Here is a 14,672-nt window from a genome sequence, read left to right on the forward strand (position 1 = left end):
CGTTTTGCTTACTTTGCCGCTTTTGCAAAGTGAGCCGCCGTCAGGGCGGAACCCTAAGTGGCCGTTACCGCAGGAATGGAAATGTACACGGTCCAACTGTGTTGACTGTCAAGCCGTCTTCGCAGGCAAGCCAGCTCCCACAGTTGGATCGCGGTGCGTCAGTTAGATCAGCGTCGGCTGCCAGGCCGTCGCGGGAGCAAGCTCCCTCGCCACAGGTTTAGCGTCGTACCGAAGTTGTGTAGATACCTATGCTCATCGGGGGCAAGCCCCCTCCCACATTTGGATCACAGTTGGCAGTCAGACCGTCACCAGAGCAAGCTGCCCCAACGTACGGATTCAGTTGGAGCGCAGGCGCAGGATTTGCGCGCCGTCGAACGGGTCCGTCAGGTAATGCCCCTGCACCCCGAATGTCTCCTGCAAGCGCTGTGGCGTCAGCACCTCTAGCGGCGCGCCCAGCGCCACCAGTTGCCCGCGATCCAGCACGGCCAGGCGATCACAGGTCAACGCCTGGTTCAGATCATGCAGCGCAATCAAGGTGGTCACGGGCAAGCCTTGCACGCCTTTGAGAATTGCCAGTTGATGCTGGATATCCAGGTGGTTGGTCGGCTCATCCAGCAACAAAATCTGTGGGCGTTGCGCCAGGGCGCGGGCGATGTGCACGCGCTGGCGTTCGCCACCCGAGAGGCTGCGCCAGGCGCGTTGGCTCAGGTGGGTGGCGTCTACGTCATGCAGGGCCTGGTGCACGATGGCATCGTCTTCACGCGACCACGGGCTCAATGCCGACAGCCACGGTGTGCGGCCCAGGGCCACGGCGTCGAACACGCGGATGGCGTCGTCGGTGTCGGCCTGTTGCTCCACCACCGCCAGCTGTTGCGCGATGGTGCGGCGCGACAATTCACCGAGCCGCTTGCCACCCAGGCGAACTTCGCCGCTGGCCGGCACACGTAATCCGGCCAGCAATTTGAGCAGGGTGGATTTGCCTGAACCATTGGGCCCGACGATACCGAGGGTTTCACCCAACTGCACGTCGAGGTCAATGTCACGCAGCAACTGCGCGTCACGCACTTTGAAGCCCAGGCCGCGGCAACTGAGTACGCTCATCGGGCATTCCTCCGGCCGATCAGGATCAGCGCAAACACCGGCGCGCCCACCAATGCGGTGACCACACCCACCGGAATCACCTGGCCCTTGATCAAGGTGCGCGACAGCACGTCTGCAGCGATCAAAAACAGCGCGCCACCCAAGGCACTGGCTGGCAGCAAACGCGAATGCCCGGTGCCAAGCAACAGGCGCACCGCATGGGGAATCACCAGGCCGACAAACCCGATGGAGCCGACGATAGACACCATCACCGCCGTCACCAACGCGGCGCAGGCCACCAGCACAAATTGCACGCGGCGCACCGGGATGCCGAGGGAGGCTGCCGCGTCGCTGCCGAAGGTGAACGCATCCAGTGCACGCCGGTGCCACAGGCACACGGCGAGCCCCACGACCGCCACCGGCACCGCCAACCACACCGACGGCCAGCGCACGCCGCTGAGGTTGCCCAGCAGCCAGAACATAATGCCGCGGGCTTGTTCGGAGCTGGCCGACTTGGTGATCAGGAACGCGGTCAGGGCATTGAACAACTGTGAACCGGCGATGCCCGCGAGGATAATCTGCCCGGTGCCGCTGGACGATCCGCTGGCCCGCGCCAGCAGAGTCACCAGCGCAAAGGCCGCCATCGCCCCCACAAACGCGCCCGCCGACAACGACACCAGGCCACCGCCCACGCCTATCAAGGCCACGAGTACCGCACCGGTTGACGCGCCGGCGCTGATGCCCAGCAGGTACGGGTCGGCCAGCGGGTTACGCAGCAGCGATTGCAGGATCACGCCGCACGTCGCCAACCCTGCGCCGCAAGCTGCGGCCACCAATGCACGGGTGAGGCGGTAGTTCCACACCACGCCTTCGTCGATGGGGTCCAGTGCATAGCTGGCGCCCCAGAGTTTATTGGCGAGCACCTGCAGCACCACCTGCGGTTCGATGGCGGTTTCACCGATGGCGACGCCAGCGAGCAGGGCGAGCAGCAGCAACGCCAGGGCGAGTAGGGTGCGCATCATTGGCCCAGGTGGTAGCCGTCAATGGCGGCCGCCAGTTGTTCAAGGCCCTCGAAGGTGCGCAGGCTCGCCTGCAAGGCCAGAGCGTCGAGGATGATGATGCGGTTGTTCTTCACCGCGTCCATGTTGCGGGTCACGGGGTCGCTGCGCAGGAAGGCGAGTTTCTTTTCATGGTCGTCGGCCGGGTAGCGACGGCGATCCATGCGTGCGATCACCAGGAAGGTGGGATTGGCCTTGGCGATGGTTTCCCAGCCGACGGCAGGCCACTCCTCATCGGACTGCACCACGTTACGCAAGCCAAGGGTTTGCAGCATGAATTGCGGCACGCCTTTGTGGCCGGCTACGTAAGGGTCGCTGGCCATTTCGGCGCTGGAAAACCACACCAGTGCGCTGGCTTGCTGCAAGCCCTTGCCCTGGGCCGTGGCGACGGACTTGGCCAGGCGCGCCTTGAGTTCGTCGGTCAGTTGTTGGCCGCGATCCTGCACGTCGAAAATCTGCGCCAGTTGCTGGAGGCTCTGGTAGATCGTCTCGATGCGAAAGGGCTCCAATCGCGTGCCGTCGGCGCCGACCAGGTTGTCCTTGCCTTCGCAATCGGACGGCAACAGGTAGGTGGGGATCTTCAGTTCATGAAACTGCTCACGGGTACCGACCACGCCTTGGGGGCCCACCACCCATTCCAGCTCGGCGGCCACCAGTTGCGGGCGCTTGGCGAGTACGGCTTCGAAGCTGGGCTCGTTGTTGGCCAGGCGCTCGATGTGATCGTCCTGGGCCTTGTACTGCGCCGCCACGTTGTTGAACCACAGCGAAGTGCCGACCACCTTGTCGCCCACGCCCAGGGCATACAGCATCTCGGTGGCGGCCTGGCCGATGGTGACGCTGCGGGCGGGGGCGTGCTGGAAGGTCAGGGTGCTGCCGCAGTTTTGCAGGGTCAGCGGGTACTGAGTGGGCGCGGCTTGCGCCAGGGCACACATACCCAAGCCTGCGATCAGGGCGGTAACGCGTGGCAGCATGAGGCGATCTCCTTGTGAACCGTAGGTGCAGCAGGGGAGGTACGGCTCGGAAATACGCCCATGGAGGCTGCAGATGCGCAGGGCCAGGATGTCCTTCCCGGACACCCCGCCGGTTAGTGAGTTAGCTGGGCCGGCAGGTCTCCTGACTGATGCGTCGTCGCCATGCCCCGCCTTCCCGGACGTGGTCCAGTGGCATTCAAGGGCAGGCTCGGCATCTACAGTTGCGGGGGCAGTTTCGTTTCACGTCGCGTGCGGCGTTTCGAATTCCCTGTTAGTCCCATACGGGAACCGGCGGCGGTATGGTAAGCGATCACCCCCTGTAGGAGCGAGCTTGCTCGCGAAGGTCGCTAACGATAACGCGGGGAGCCTGATGCGCCGCGGCGTTCTCAGGTGCTTCGCGAGCAAGCTCGCTCCTACAAAAGAAGCGTCAGAGCCGAATATCCTGGGGGCCGCGGATCAGCGCTTCGATCCGGGTGCCTGTGGCGCGCTCTTCGTTGCTGAAGCCGTCGTAGTCGGCCAGGTTGGCGAAGCGGATGCCGGTCAATTGTTCGATCGCAATCACACTGCGCTGGTAGGTTCGCAGCGGGCCGAATACCAGGTCGAGTTGGCCCAGCTCGCGGCTCTGGTCAATCGTGTAGGCGCTGGCGGACGGCTTGCCATCGTCGCCGAGGTAGGCCACTACTTTCCAGAACGCCTTGGGGATTTTCACGCCACGGTACAGTCGGTCGTCATCGGCGAACACTGGCCCGGTAAACACCGTGACCCGGGCTTTCCAGCGCTGGGTGTTGTCGAGGATGTAGTCTTCGAGCTCCAGCCAGGTCTTCTGGTTGAAGCCGCTCATTTGGGGTGAGCAATTGGTGAAGTGAAAGGTGTCGAAGTTGGCGGTGTTGGCCTCGTCGCCCCAGTTGGGGTCCTGGCGCCGCACCAGGTGGCCGCGGTCCAGGCCATTGCCGGCATAAAGGTCTTCACCTACCTGCGCATCCAGGGGCAGGCGACCATCGTAGGCCCAGGTGTCGTTGCTGCGCGTGATGTCCACATGCTTGGCGCCATCGATATTCACCCCCACGTACAGCGCCAGTCGTCGAGCGCGCGACATTGTGATGGAGAAGTGCGTGTAGTCCAGGCGCTTGGGTTGCACATCGCCCGCCAGTGGCTGGTCAACCGTGGGCCATGGCACCACGAAGTCGCTGAGGAAGTCGTCGGCATAGCCAGCGCGGTTTTTGAGGTCCTTGGCCGCGGTGACGCGCGGCGTCGCGGCTCTGGCTTCCAGCAGGGTGGGGCTGGCCGCGACCAATGGGCGCAGGTCGGCAAGCCTTGGGCGGTGGGAAAGGTCGATGTTGGCTGCGCGGGCGGGCATGGGCATGTTCCTTATGGGCCTGGGATAAACACCACTGAAACACAAAACCATGACAATTTGGCCCAGGTGGCTAACTCAGGACTATCCTGAAAACCGTTACCCGGACGTTCATCACACGCCAAAAAGGAGCCAGCTCATGTGTGTTCGCCAACCGCGCAACCCGATTTTTTGCCTGATCCCGCCGTACATGCTCGACCAGATCGCCCGCCACGGCGACAAAGCCCAACGGGAAGTCGCATTACGCACGCGTGCCAAGGACAGCACGTTCCGCTCGTTGCGCATGGTCGCGGTACCCGCCAAGGGCCCGGCCCGCATGGCACTGGCCGTGGGCGCCGAGAAGCAACGCTCGATCTACAGCGCCGAAAACACCGACAGCCTGCCCGGCAAGCTGATTCGCGGTGAAGGGCAGCCCGCCAGTGGCGATGCCGCAGTAGACGAAGCCTATGACGGCCTGGGCGCCACCTTCGATTTTTTTGACCAGGTATTCGACCGCAACTCTATCGACGATGCGGGCATGGCGCTGGACGCCACGGTGCACTTCGGCCAGGACTACAACAATGCCTTCTGGAATTCGACCCAGATGGTGTTCGGCGATGGTGACCAGCAGTTGTTCAACCGCTTCACCGTGGCACTCGACGTTATTGGACATGAGTTGGCCCATGGCGTGACCGAGGATGAGGCCAAGCTGATGTACTTCAACCAGTCCGGTGCGCTGAACGAGTCGTTGTCGGATGTGTTTGGCTCGTTGATCAAGCAGTACGCGCTGAAGCAAACGGCCGAGGACGCCGACTGGTTGATCGGCAAGGGGCTGTTTACCAAAAAGATCAAGGGCACGGCGCTGCGCTCGATGAAGGCGCCAGGCACTGCGTTTGATGACAAGCTGCTGGGCAAAGACCCACAGCCTGGGCACATGGATGATTTTGTGCAAACTTACGAGGACAATGGCGGGGTGCATATCAATTCCGGCATCCCCAACCACGCGTTCTATCAGGTGGCCACCCGGATTGGCGGGTTCGCCTGGGAGCGTGCCGGGCGTATCTGGTATGACGCACTGCGCGATTCGCGGCTGCGGCCCAATTCCGGGTTTTTGCGTTTTGCGCGCATCACCCATGATATTGCCGGCCAGCTTTATGGTGTGAACAAAGCTGAGCACAAGGCAGTCAAGGAAGGCTGGAAAGCGGTGGGTATCAACGTTTGACGAAGCCGCCTGTGCGGCGAGGAACAGCCATGCGAATTTCAATCAAGGAAAGCGGCGGACCAGCGTTTTTTCCGGGGTTGGCCAAGCCGCGTACGGTGGAGTTGGATACGTTGCCCGAGCCCGACCAGCAGGAGTTGCGGCAACTGATTGAAGCATCCGAGTTTTTCAAGTTGCCGCAAAGCACCGATCCCGAGCCTGGCAACCCAGGTCGAGTGCATTACACTCTGACAGTAGCGGAGGGCGAGCGCGAGCACACAGTCTGTGTACTCGCGCCGGTGAATCCCCCGGCACTGGACGGTTTGGTGCAGTGCGTGCGACGGCATATTAATTGTTGAAGCGCCAATGCTGGCAGGCTACTTACGATCCAGCCATACCGTCTGCGCATTGCAGAACTCGCGTACGCCGAAGTGCGACAGCTCGCGGCCGAACCCGCTTTTCTTCACGCCGCCAAATGCCACCCGCGGGTCCGACACGCTGAACGCGTTGACAAAGACCCCGCCGGTTTCCAACTGATCGGCAATCGCCCGCGCCTTTGCGGAATCGGCCGTGAAGATGCTCGCGGTCAGGCCAAACTCGCTGTCATTGGCCAGCGCCACGGCGTGCTCGGCGTCGCGGGCGGTGATGATCGATGCCACGGGGCCGAACAGTTCCTGTTTGAACGACGTCATGTGGTCGGTGACGTCGGCCAGGATGGTCGGTTCATAGTAATTGCCCGCGCCCGCGACTTTATGGCCGCCCAGCAGCAGCGTGGCGCCTTCTTCCAGGGTCGCCTGGACCTGGCCGTGCAGTTCGTCACGCAGATCAAAGCGCGCCATGGGGCCGATATAGGTGGCGTCCGCGGTGGGCTCGCCCATCACCAGGGCGCGGCTGGCTTCAAGGAATTTGGCGGTGAAGGCTTCAACCACGCCCGCTTCGATGATCAAGCGCTTGGCGGCGGCGCAGACCTGGCCGCTGTTCTGGAAGCGGCCGATGACCGCGGCTTGCACGGCGGCGTCGAGGTCGGCGTCGTTGAGCACGATAAACGGGTCGGAGCCACCCAGTTCCAGCACGCATTTCTTCAATGCGGCCCCGGCCTGTGAGCCGATGGCGATGCCTGCGCGCACGCTGCCGGTGAGGGTCACAGCGGCGATGCGTGGGTCGGCGATGGCAGCGGACACGCCCTCCTGGGTGACGTTGATCACTTCGAACACGCCTTCAGCGAAACCGGCTTTACGCAGCGCTTGCTGGATCAGATAGGCGCTGCCCATCACGTTTGGCGCGTGTTTGAGCACATAGGTGTTGCCGGCGAGCAGGGTCGGCACCGCGCCGCGCAGCACTTGCCACACCGGGAAATTCCACGGCATTACCGCGAGGATCGGGCCCAGTGGGCGGTATTCGATCCGGGCGCTGCCGTTGTCCACCAGGGTGGGCTCCGGGGCGAGCATGGCCGGCCCGTGGGCGGCGTACCATTCGCTCAGTTGCGCGCATTTTTCGATTTCGGCGCGGGCCTGGGCGATGGGTTTGCCCATTTCCAGGGTGATCATTTGCGCCATCTCTTCAGCTTGCTCACGCAGGGCGGCAGCCAGGGCCAGCAGGTATTCGGCGCGCTGGCTCACAGGCGTGCGGCGCCAGGTGCGGAAGGCAGTGGTCGAGCGGGCGAGGGCGGCGTTCAGTTGTTCTGCGCTTTCGTAGGGGTAGCTGCCGACTGTTTCGCCGTTGGCGGGGTTGATCGACAGGGCGTGGGTCTGGTGGGAGATAACATTGTTCATGGCACCGTCCGGCTGAATGAGTGGAATAGGGCCAGCGTACGGTGTTGTATGTTTTCTGGAAACTGAATAATAATAAGTAATATGTTCTCAATTCGAGAATGTTAGATCGTCCCCACGCTCTGCGTGGGAATGCATCCCATGACGCTCCGCGTCAAAGACCTATGCGCCAACGATCGGACGCGGCGCGTCCGAGGCAGCGTTCCCACGCAGAGCGTGGGAACGATCATGTGCATGATTGGAGAATGATTTGGATCTGGTGCAGCTGGAAATCTTCAAGGCCGTTGCCGAGCAAGGCAGCATCAGCGCTGCCGCCCAGTTGATTCATCGGGTGCCGTCGAACCTCACCACGCGCATCAAGCAACTGGAGCAGGATTTGGGCGTGGAGTTATTCATCCGAGAGAAGAGTCGCTTGCGTTTGTCTCCGGCGGGGTGGAATTTCCTCGGCTACACGCGGCGTATTCTCGACCTGGTACAGGAAGCCCGCGCCACGGTGGCGGGGGAGGAGCCCCAGGGCGCCTTTGCCCTGGGCTCGCTGGAGAGCACGGCGGCGGTGCGTATCCCGGCATTATTGGCGGCGTATAACCAGCAATACACCAAGGTCGAGCTGGACCTGAGCACTGGCCCCTCGGGCACCATGATCGAAGGCGTGCTGTCGGGTCGGTTGACGGCGGCCTTTGTCGACGGGCCGGTGCTGCATTCCACGCTGGAGGGTGTGGCGGTGTTCGAGGAAGAGATGGTGGTGATTGCGCCGCTGCATCACGCGCCGATCACCCGCGGCCAGGATGTGAATGGCGAGAACATCTATACGTTTCGTTCCAACTGTTCGTACCGGCATCACTTCGAACGCTGGTTCTCACAGGATGGCGCGGTGCCCGGCAGGATCTTCGAGATCGAGTCGTACCATGGCATGTTGGCCTGTGTCAGCGCCGGGGCCGGGCTGGCGCTGATGCCGCGCAGTATGCTGGAGAGTATGCCGGGGTGTGCGGCGGTGAGCGTGTGGCCGCTGCCCGACACGTTCCGTATCTTGAATACCTGGCTGATCTGGCGGCGGGGCACGGTGTCGCAGAGTTTGAACAGCTTTGTAAAACTGCTGGAAGAACGCGGGTTTTGTAGGAGCGAGCTTGCTCGCGAAGACCGTTAACGATAACGCGGGCATTCTGGATGAACGCGGTGTCTTTGGGTTTTTCGCGAGCAAGCTCGCTCCTACAGGAGAGCGGGTCAGCCACCAAATTGCAGGGTGCCCATGGCTAGTTTGGCCATGATTGCCGTGGCGCCCAGTTGTACCAGCCATAACGCCAACCCACCGAGGAATACTCCCAGCGCTACCTGCAGCACCAAGCTCTTCTGCCGCTTGGCTTGCGGTGCGCGTGGGGCGTAGTCGTGCAGTTCGTCGCGGTCGGCGCGCAGATCCAGGTCGTCGTTTCTCATAAAGCTCTCACAGCAAGGGGCAGTCGGTGTTCAGTCTAGTGCGTTCGCCAATAAAAAGGGGGAAGCCATTGGCTTCCCCCTTCGTATAACGTGTGTCCGCTTACAGCACTTGGACAATCGCCTTGGTCACTGCACCAATGTTCGACTGGTTCAGCGCCGCCACACAGATGCGACCGGTATCCAGCGCATAGATGCCGAATTCGGTGCGCAGGCGGGTGACTTGCTCAACGGTCAGGCCGGAGTAGGAGAACATCCCACGCTGGCGGCCGACGAAGCTGAAGTCATGGCCTGGAGCAGCCTTGGCCAGTTCGGCCACCATCTGCTCGCGCATGCCACGGATGCGCAGGCGCATCTCGGCCAGTTCGGCTTCCCACTGGGCGCGCAGTTCCGGGTTGTTGAGTACGGCGGCGACGATGGCTGCGCCGTGGGTCGGCGGGTTGGAGTAGTTGGTGCGGATCACACGCTTGACCTGGGACAGGATGCGCGCGCTTTCTTCCTTGGACTCACTGACGATCGACAGCGCGCCTACGCGTTCGCCATACAGCGAGAACGACTTGGAGAACGAGCTGGATACAAAGAAGGTCAGGCCCGACTCAGCGAACAGGCGCACCGCGGCGGCGTCTTCGTGGATGCCATCGCCGAAGCCCTGGTAGGCCATGTCGAGGAACGGCACCAGGTTCTTGGCCTTGACCACGTCCAGCACGTTTTGCCAGTCGGCCGGGCTGAGGTCGACGCCGGTCGGGTTATGGCAGCAAGCGTGCAGCACCACGATGGACTGTGGCGGCAGGGCGTTGAGGTCTTCGAGCAGGCCGGCACGGTTCACGTCGTGGGTGGCGGCGTCGTAGTAGCGGTAGGTCTGCACCGGGAAACCGGCTTTTTCAAACAGCGCCTGGTGGTTTTCCCAGCTTGGGTCGCTGATGGCGACGACGGCGTTGGGCAGCAGTTGCTTGAGGAAGTCGGCGCCGATTTTCAGCGCGCCAGTGCCGCCCACGGCCTGGGCGGTAATCACACGGCCTGCGCTCAACAGTGGCGACTCAGCGCCAAACAGCAGCTTTTGCACGGCCTGGTCGTACGCCACGATGCCGTCGATTGGCAAGTAGCCACGGGCGGCATGTTGCGCCACACGAATGGCTTCCGCTTCGGCAACGGCACGCAAGAGTGGAATCTTCCCCTCCTCGTTGCAGTAAACGCCCACGCCAAGGTTCACCTTGGTGGTTCGTGTGTCGGCGTTGAATGCTTCGTTGAGGCCCAGGATTGGATCGCGTGGTGCCATTTCGACAGCGGAGAACAGGCTCATTTTTGCGGCAGCTCTATGGGGGGTAGGAGGGACGTGTCGCGCTCCAGCCGAATGCACTAGAGCGGTGCACAAACGGGGAGCTAGTATAGAGGCCATCACGGCTGAGAGCGACAACGGAAACGGCTTTTCGGCCAAGTTTTTCGGTTTATTTGCTGACCGTTAGTCTTATTGCAACATTGACGATAAAGGTCGTGTAGGAAGACGGCCTTGAAACCCGTCACATTCGACACCACTTCTACAGCTATCATGGTTTTTTCCTGCAACCTGCGATGACTAATCGCGGGTTGCTGAGCTATTTCGTCCCTGGCGGTGTCGAGTCTGGGGTGACTTCACGAGGTACGTTATGTCGGATTTCCAGCTCGTTACCCGTTTTGAACCCGCCGGCGATCAACCGGAAGCCATTCGTCAGATGGTCGAAGGCATCGAGGCCGGCCTGGCGCACCAGACGCTGCTTGGGGTGACCGGTTCCGGCAAGACCTTCAGCATCGCCAATGTGATCGCCCAGACCAACCGCCCGACCCTGGTGCTGGCGCCAAACAAAACCCTGGCGGCGCAGCTCTACGGCGAGTTCAAGGCGTTCTTCCCCAACAACGCGGTGGAGTACTTCGTTTCCTACTACGACTACTACCAGCCCGAAGCCTATGTGCCATCCTCCGATACCTTCATCGAGAAGGATGCGTCGATCAACGACCACATCGAGCAGATGCGGCTGTCGGCCACCAAGGCACTGCTGGAGCGCAAAGACGCGATCATCGTCACCACGGTGTCGTGCATCTACGGCTTGGGCAGCCCGGAAACCTATTTGAAGATGGTGCTGCACGTCGACCGTGGCGACAAACTCGACCAGCGCGAACTGTTGCGCCGCCTAGCGAGCCTGCAGTACACCCGTAACGACATGGATTTTGCCCGCGCCACCTTCCGGGTGCGCGGCGATGTGATCGACATCTACCCGGCCGAATCCGACCTGGAAGCGATCCGCATCGAGCTGTTCGATGATGAAGTTGAAAGCCTGTCGGCCTTCGACCCGTTGACCGGCGAGGTGATCCGCAAGCTGCCGCGCTTTACCTTCTACCCGAAAAGCCACTACGTGACCCCACGCGAAACCTTGATGGGCGCCATCGAGGGCATCAAGGTCGAGCTGGCCGAGCGCCTGGAATACCTGCGTTCCAACAATAAGCTGGTGGAAGCCCAGCGCCTGGAGCAGCGCACTCGCTTCGACCTGGAGATGATCCTGGAGCTGGGCTACTGCAACGGCATCGAAAACTACTCGCGCTACCTGTCGGGCCGTGACTCCGGGGCGCCGCCACCGACGCTCTATGACTACCTGCCGCCGGACGCCTTGCTGGTGATCGACGAATCCCACGTCAGCGTGCCGCAGGTGGGGGCCATGTATAAGGGTGACCGCTCACGTAAGGAAACCCTGGTGGAGTACGGCTTCCGCCTGCCGTCGGCGCTGGACAACCGGCCAATGCGCTTTGACGAGTGGGAAGCCATCAGCCCGCAGACCATCTTCGTCTCCGCTACGCCCGGCAACTATGAAGCCGAGCACGCGGGCCGCGTCATCGAGCAACTGGTACGTCCCACTGGCCTGGTGGACCCGGAAATCGAAATTCGCCCGGCGCTGACCCAGGTCGACGACTTGCTCTCTGAAATCAACAAGCGCGTGGCCCTGGAAGAGCGGGTGCTGGTCACCACCCTGACCAAGCGCATGTCCGAAGACTTGACTGATTACCTGGCCGACCACGGCGTGCGCGTGCGTTACCTGCACTCGGACATCGACACCGTGGAACGCGTGGAAATCATCCGCGACCTGCGCCTGGGCACTTTCGATGTGCTGGTGGGGATCAACCTGCTGCGTGAAGGCCTGGACATGCCGGAAGTGTCGCTGGTGGCGATCCTGGATGCGGACAAGGAGGGCTTCCTGCGCTCCGAACGCTCGCTGATCCAGACCATCGGCCGAGCGGCGCGTAACCTCAATGGACGGGCGATCCTGTATGCGGACCGCATCACCGGTTCCATGGAGCGTGCGATTGGCGAGACCCAGCGTCGTCGCGACAAGCAGATCGCGTTCAACCTGGAACACGGCATTACCCCCAAAGGTGTGTTCAAGGACGTTGCCGACATCATGGAAGGCGCCACCGTGCCCGGCTCGCGCAGCAAGAAGCGCAAGGGCATGGCCAAGGCCGCCGAGGAGAGCGCCAAGTACGAAAACGAACTGCGCTCACCGAGTGAGATCACCAAGCGGATTCGGCAGTTGGAAGAGAAGATGTACCAGTTGGCGCGGGATCTGGAGTTTGAGGCGGCGGCGCAGACGCGGGATGAGATTGGCAAGTTGCGTGAGCGCCTGCTGGCTGTTTGATTTGCGTTGATTGGGCTGGCCCCATCGCGTGTAAGCCCGGCTCCCACATTGATCTGTGAATGCGGTCAAAATGTGGGAGCTGGCTTGCCTGCGATGGCCGCGCCTCGGTTTTCCAGATATCCCCCAGGCTGTTACCATTCGCCCCTTGTTTCAATTTTCAGTTTTATCGCCCATTCGAGACCTGCCATGACCACCGTCCGCACGCGCATTGCGCCATCGCCTACTGGGGATCCCCACGTCGGTACTGCTTACATCGCCCTGTTCAACTACTGCTTTGCCAAGCAGCATGGTGGTGAATTCATCCTGCGGATCGAAGATACCGATCAACTGCGTTCCACCCGTGAGTCGGAACAGCAGATTTTCGATGCCTTGCGCTGGTTGGGCATTACCTGGGCTGAAGGCCCGGATGTCGGCGGCCCGCATGGCCCGTATCGCCAGAGCGAGCGCAGCGACATCTACAAGCAATACACCCAGCAACTGGTTGACATGGGCCATGCCTTCCCGTGCTTCTGCACCGCCGAAGAACTGGACCAGATGCGCGCCGAGCAGCAGGCCCGTGGCGAGACCCCGCGTTACGATGGTCGTGCGTTGCTGTTGTCCAAGGAAGAAGTGGCTGCGCGCCTGGCCGCCGGTGAGCCTCACGTCATTCGTATGAAAGTGCCAAGCGAAGGCGTTTGCGTGGTGCCGGACATGCTGCGCGGTGACGTCGAGATCCCGTGGGACCGCATGGATATGCAGGTGCTGATGAAGACCGACGGCTTGCCGACGTACTTCCTGGCGAACGTGGTCGATGACCACCTGATGGGCATCACCCATGTGCTGCGCGGCGAAGAGTGGCTGCCATCGGCGCCGAAACTGATCCTGCTGTACGAATACTTCGGCTGGGAGCAACCGCAGCTGTGCTACATGCCGCTGCTGCGTAACCCGGACAAGAGCAAGCTGTCCAAGCGCAAGAACCCCACGTCGGTGACCTTCTACGAGCGCATGGGCTTCATGCCCGAGGCGATGCTCAACTACCTGGGCCGCATGGGCTGGTCGATGCCGGACGAGCGCGAGAAGTTCTCGTTGCAGGAAATGGTCGACAACTTCGACCTGTCCCGCGTCTCCCTCGGCGGCCCGATCTTCGATATCGAGAAGCTTTCGTGGCTCAACGGCCAGTGGCTGCGTGACCTGCCGGTGCAAGAGTTCGCCAGCCGTGTGCAGCAGTGGGCGTTGAACCCCGAGTACATGATGAAGATAGCGCCACTGGTGCAGGGCAGGGTAGAGACGTTCAGCCAGGTCGCGCCCTTGGCCAGTTTCTTCTTTGCTGGCGGCGTGAATCCCGATCCCAAGCTGTTCGAGTCCAAGAAGCTTTCCGGTGACCAGGTTCGCCAGCTGATGCAGTTGATCCTGTGGAAGCTTGAAAGCCTGCGTCAGTGGGAGAAGGATGCGATCACCGCGACCATCCAGGCGGTGGTGGAATCCCTTGAGCTGAAACTGCGCGATGCCATGCCGCTGATGTTTGCCGCCATCACCGGGCAGGCCAGTTCGGTGTCTGTGCTCGATGCGATGGAAATTCTCGGCCCGGACCTGACCCGTTTCCGTCTGCGCCAAGCCCTTGATTTGCTTGGTGGTGTGTCGAAGAAAGAAAACAAGGAATGGGAAAAGCTGCTGGGCGCTATCGCCTAAGCAGGCCGCTTAGGGCACGAAACCCCGGTTTTCCGGGGTTTCGTCGGTAAGTGATTGTTATCCCGGCAAAAAATTTTGGAAATTGTTGAAAATAAATTTGACACGTTTCCAAACCGCCATTAAGATTCGCCCCGTCCTCACCGATGAGGGGCTATAGCTCAGCTGGGAGAGCGCTTGCATGGCATGCAAGAGGTCAACGGTTCGATCCCGTTTAGCTCCACCAATTTACAGGTTCAAGGTTCCGGCCACACCGTCCTTGAATTGATCAGGTCTCAGCTCTGATCAGATGTACAGAAGGTTTTGTCCCCTTCGTCTAGTGGCCTAGGACACCGCCCTTTCACGGCGGTAACAGGGGTTCGAGTCCCCTAGGGGACGCCAGTTTCAACAAGCAGCTCGAAAGGTCTGCTGCGTCGCGAGACGAAAAATCCGGGGCTATAGCTCAGCTGGGAGAGCGCTTGCATGGCATGCAAGAGGTCAACGGTTCGATCCCGTTTAGCTCCACCAATTT

General features: G+C 61.5%; 12 protein-coding genes, 3 tRNA genes and 1 riboswitch. Of the genes, 8 read left to right on the forward strand and 7 right to left on the reverse strand.

Translation table 11 applies throughout. The features are described 5' to 3' along the window. Positions 1 to 336: 336 nt before the first annotated feature. The 4 genes from ACTJLA_RS25110 to ACTJLA_RS25125 all read right to left on the reverse strand — a co-directional run bounded on the left by ACTJLA_RS25110 (position 337) and on the right by ACTJLA_RS25125 (position 4,466). Positions 337 to 1,101 (reverse strand): ABC transporter ATP-binding protein, encoded by a 765-nt coding sequence (locus ACTJLA_RS25110; protein WP_054898581.1) that lies wholly within the window; start codon positions 1,099 to 1,101, stop codon positions 337 to 339. Continuing rightward, a complete protein-coding gene (locus tag ACTJLA_RS25115) occupies positions 1,098 to 2,102 on the reverse strand; it encodes an iron ABC transporter permease (protein ID WP_314550007.1) in 1,005 nt (334 codons plus the stop codon). Before ACTJLA_RS25115 ends, ACTJLA_RS25110 begins: the two co-directional genes overlap by 4 nt. Then, the gene (locus ACTJLA_RS25120; RefSeq protein WP_034126223.1) at positions 2,099 to 3,109 is read right to left on the reverse strand and encodes an ABC transporter substrate-binding protein; all 1,011 of its coding nucleotides are present in this window, start codon (positions 3,107 to 3,109) and stop codon (positions 2,099 to 2,101) included. Before ACTJLA_RS25120 ends, ACTJLA_RS25115 begins: the two co-directional genes overlap by 4 nt. Positions 3,110 to 3,224: 115 nt before the next feature. Next, positions 3,225 to 3,417: riboswitch (cobalamin riboswitch) on the reverse strand. A gap of 119 nt (positions 3,418 to 3,536) precedes the next feature. Further along, positions 3,537 to 4,466, reverse strand: coding sequence for a DNA/RNA non-specific endonuclease (locus ACTJLA_RS25125; RefSeq protein WP_096143283.1), 930 nt, complete (start codon positions 4,464 to 4,466; stop codon positions 3,537 to 3,539). Positions 4,467 to 4,602: 136 nt separating this feature from the next. On the opposite strand from ACTJLA_RS25125, the gene ACTJLA_RS25130 reads away from it, so the two are divergent. After that, positions 4,603 to 5,664, forward strand: a complete 1,062-nt coding sequence (locus ACTJLA_RS25130; RefSeq protein ID WP_054898578.1) for a M4 family metallopeptidase — start codon at positions 4,603 to 4,605, stop codon at positions 5,662 to 5,664. Between the two features lie 29 nt (positions 5,665 to 5,693). Continuing rightward, a complete protein-coding gene (locus tag ACTJLA_RS25135) occupies positions 5,694 to 5,999 on the forward strand; it encodes a protealysin inhibitor emfourin (RefSeq protein ID WP_054921648.1) in 306 nt (101 codons plus the stop codon). An 18-nt stretch (positions 6,000 to 6,017) separates the two neighbouring features. On the opposite strand, the gene ACTJLA_RS25140 is transcribed toward ACTJLA_RS25135, so the two are convergent. Beyond that, positions 6,018 to 7,412: an aldehyde dehydrogenase family protein gene (locus ACTJLA_RS25140; RefSeq protein WP_054898577.1), complete on the reverse strand. Its 1,395-nt coding sequence runs from the start codon at positions 7,410 to 7,412 to the stop codon at positions 6,018 to 6,020. A 247-nt stretch (positions 7,413 to 7,659) separates the two neighbouring features. Between ACTJLA_RS25140 and ptrR the strand changes: the two genes are divergently transcribed. Next, positions 7,660 to 8,553, forward strand: coding sequence for a putrescine utilization regulator PtrR (gene ptrR / locus ACTJLA_RS25145; protein WP_054898576.1), 894 nt, complete (start codon positions 7,660 to 7,662; stop codon positions 8,551 to 8,553). Positions 8,554 to 8,630: 77 nt separating this feature from the next. On the opposite strand, the gene ACTJLA_RS25150 is transcribed toward ptrR, so the two are convergent. Together ACTJLA_RS25150 and ACTJLA_RS25155 are read right to left on the reverse strand one after the other, a co-directional pair. Continuing rightward, positions 8,631 to 8,840 carry a hypothetical protein gene (locus tag ACTJLA_RS25150; protein ID WP_005789784.1) on the reverse strand — a complete coding sequence of 70 codons (210 nt, stop codon included), beginning with the start codon at positions 8,838 to 8,840 and terminating at the stop codon, positions 8,631 to 8,633. Positions 8,841 to 8,940: 100 nt separating this feature from the next. After that, entirely contained in the window at positions 8,941 to 10,137 is a 1,197-nt protein-coding gene (locus ACTJLA_RS25155; protein WP_034116881.1) for an amino acid aminotransferase, read from the reverse strand. 343 nt (positions 10,138 to 10,480) lie between these two features. Here ACTJLA_RS25155 and uvrB point away from each other — a divergent pair, with 343 nt between their 5' ends. The 5 genes from uvrB (at position 10,481) to ACTJLA_RS25180 (ending at position 14,668) form a co-directional block, all read left to right on the forward strand. After that, positions 10,481 to 12,496 carry an excinuclease ABC subunit UvrB gene (gene uvrB, locus ACTJLA_RS25160; RefSeq protein ID WP_003192575.1) on the forward strand — a complete coding sequence of 672 codons (2,016 nt, stop codon included), beginning with the start codon at positions 10,481 to 10,483 and terminating at the stop codon, positions 12,494 to 12,496. Positions 12,497 to 12,682: 186 nt separating this feature from the next. After that, on the forward strand, positions 12,683 to 14,164 hold the full coding sequence (gene gltX, locus ACTJLA_RS25165) for a glutamate--tRNA ligase (protein ID WP_032896132.1): 1,482 nt from the start codon (positions 12,683 to 12,685) through the stop codon (positions 14,162 to 14,164). A gap of 147 nt (positions 14,165 to 14,311) precedes the next feature. Next, positions 14,312 to 14,387, forward strand: a tRNA-Ala gene (locus tag ACTJLA_RS25170). Positions 14,388 to 14,466: 79 nt separating this feature from the next. Next, positions 14,467 to 14,542, forward strand: a tRNA-Glu gene (locus ACTJLA_RS25175). A 50-nt stretch (positions 14,543 to 14,592) separates the two neighbouring features. Next, positions 14,593 to 14,668: transfer RNA gene (locus ACTJLA_RS25180), tRNA-Ala, on the forward strand. Positions 14,669 to 14,672: the final 4 nt, after the last annotated feature.

Origin of the sequence: Pseudomonas sp. 22072, from assembly GCF_052046095.1 — a bacterium.
Taxonomy (GTDB): domain Bacteria; phylum Pseudomonadota; class Gammaproteobacteria; order Pseudomonadales; family Pseudomonadaceae; genus Aquipseudomonas; species Aquipseudomonas paracarnis.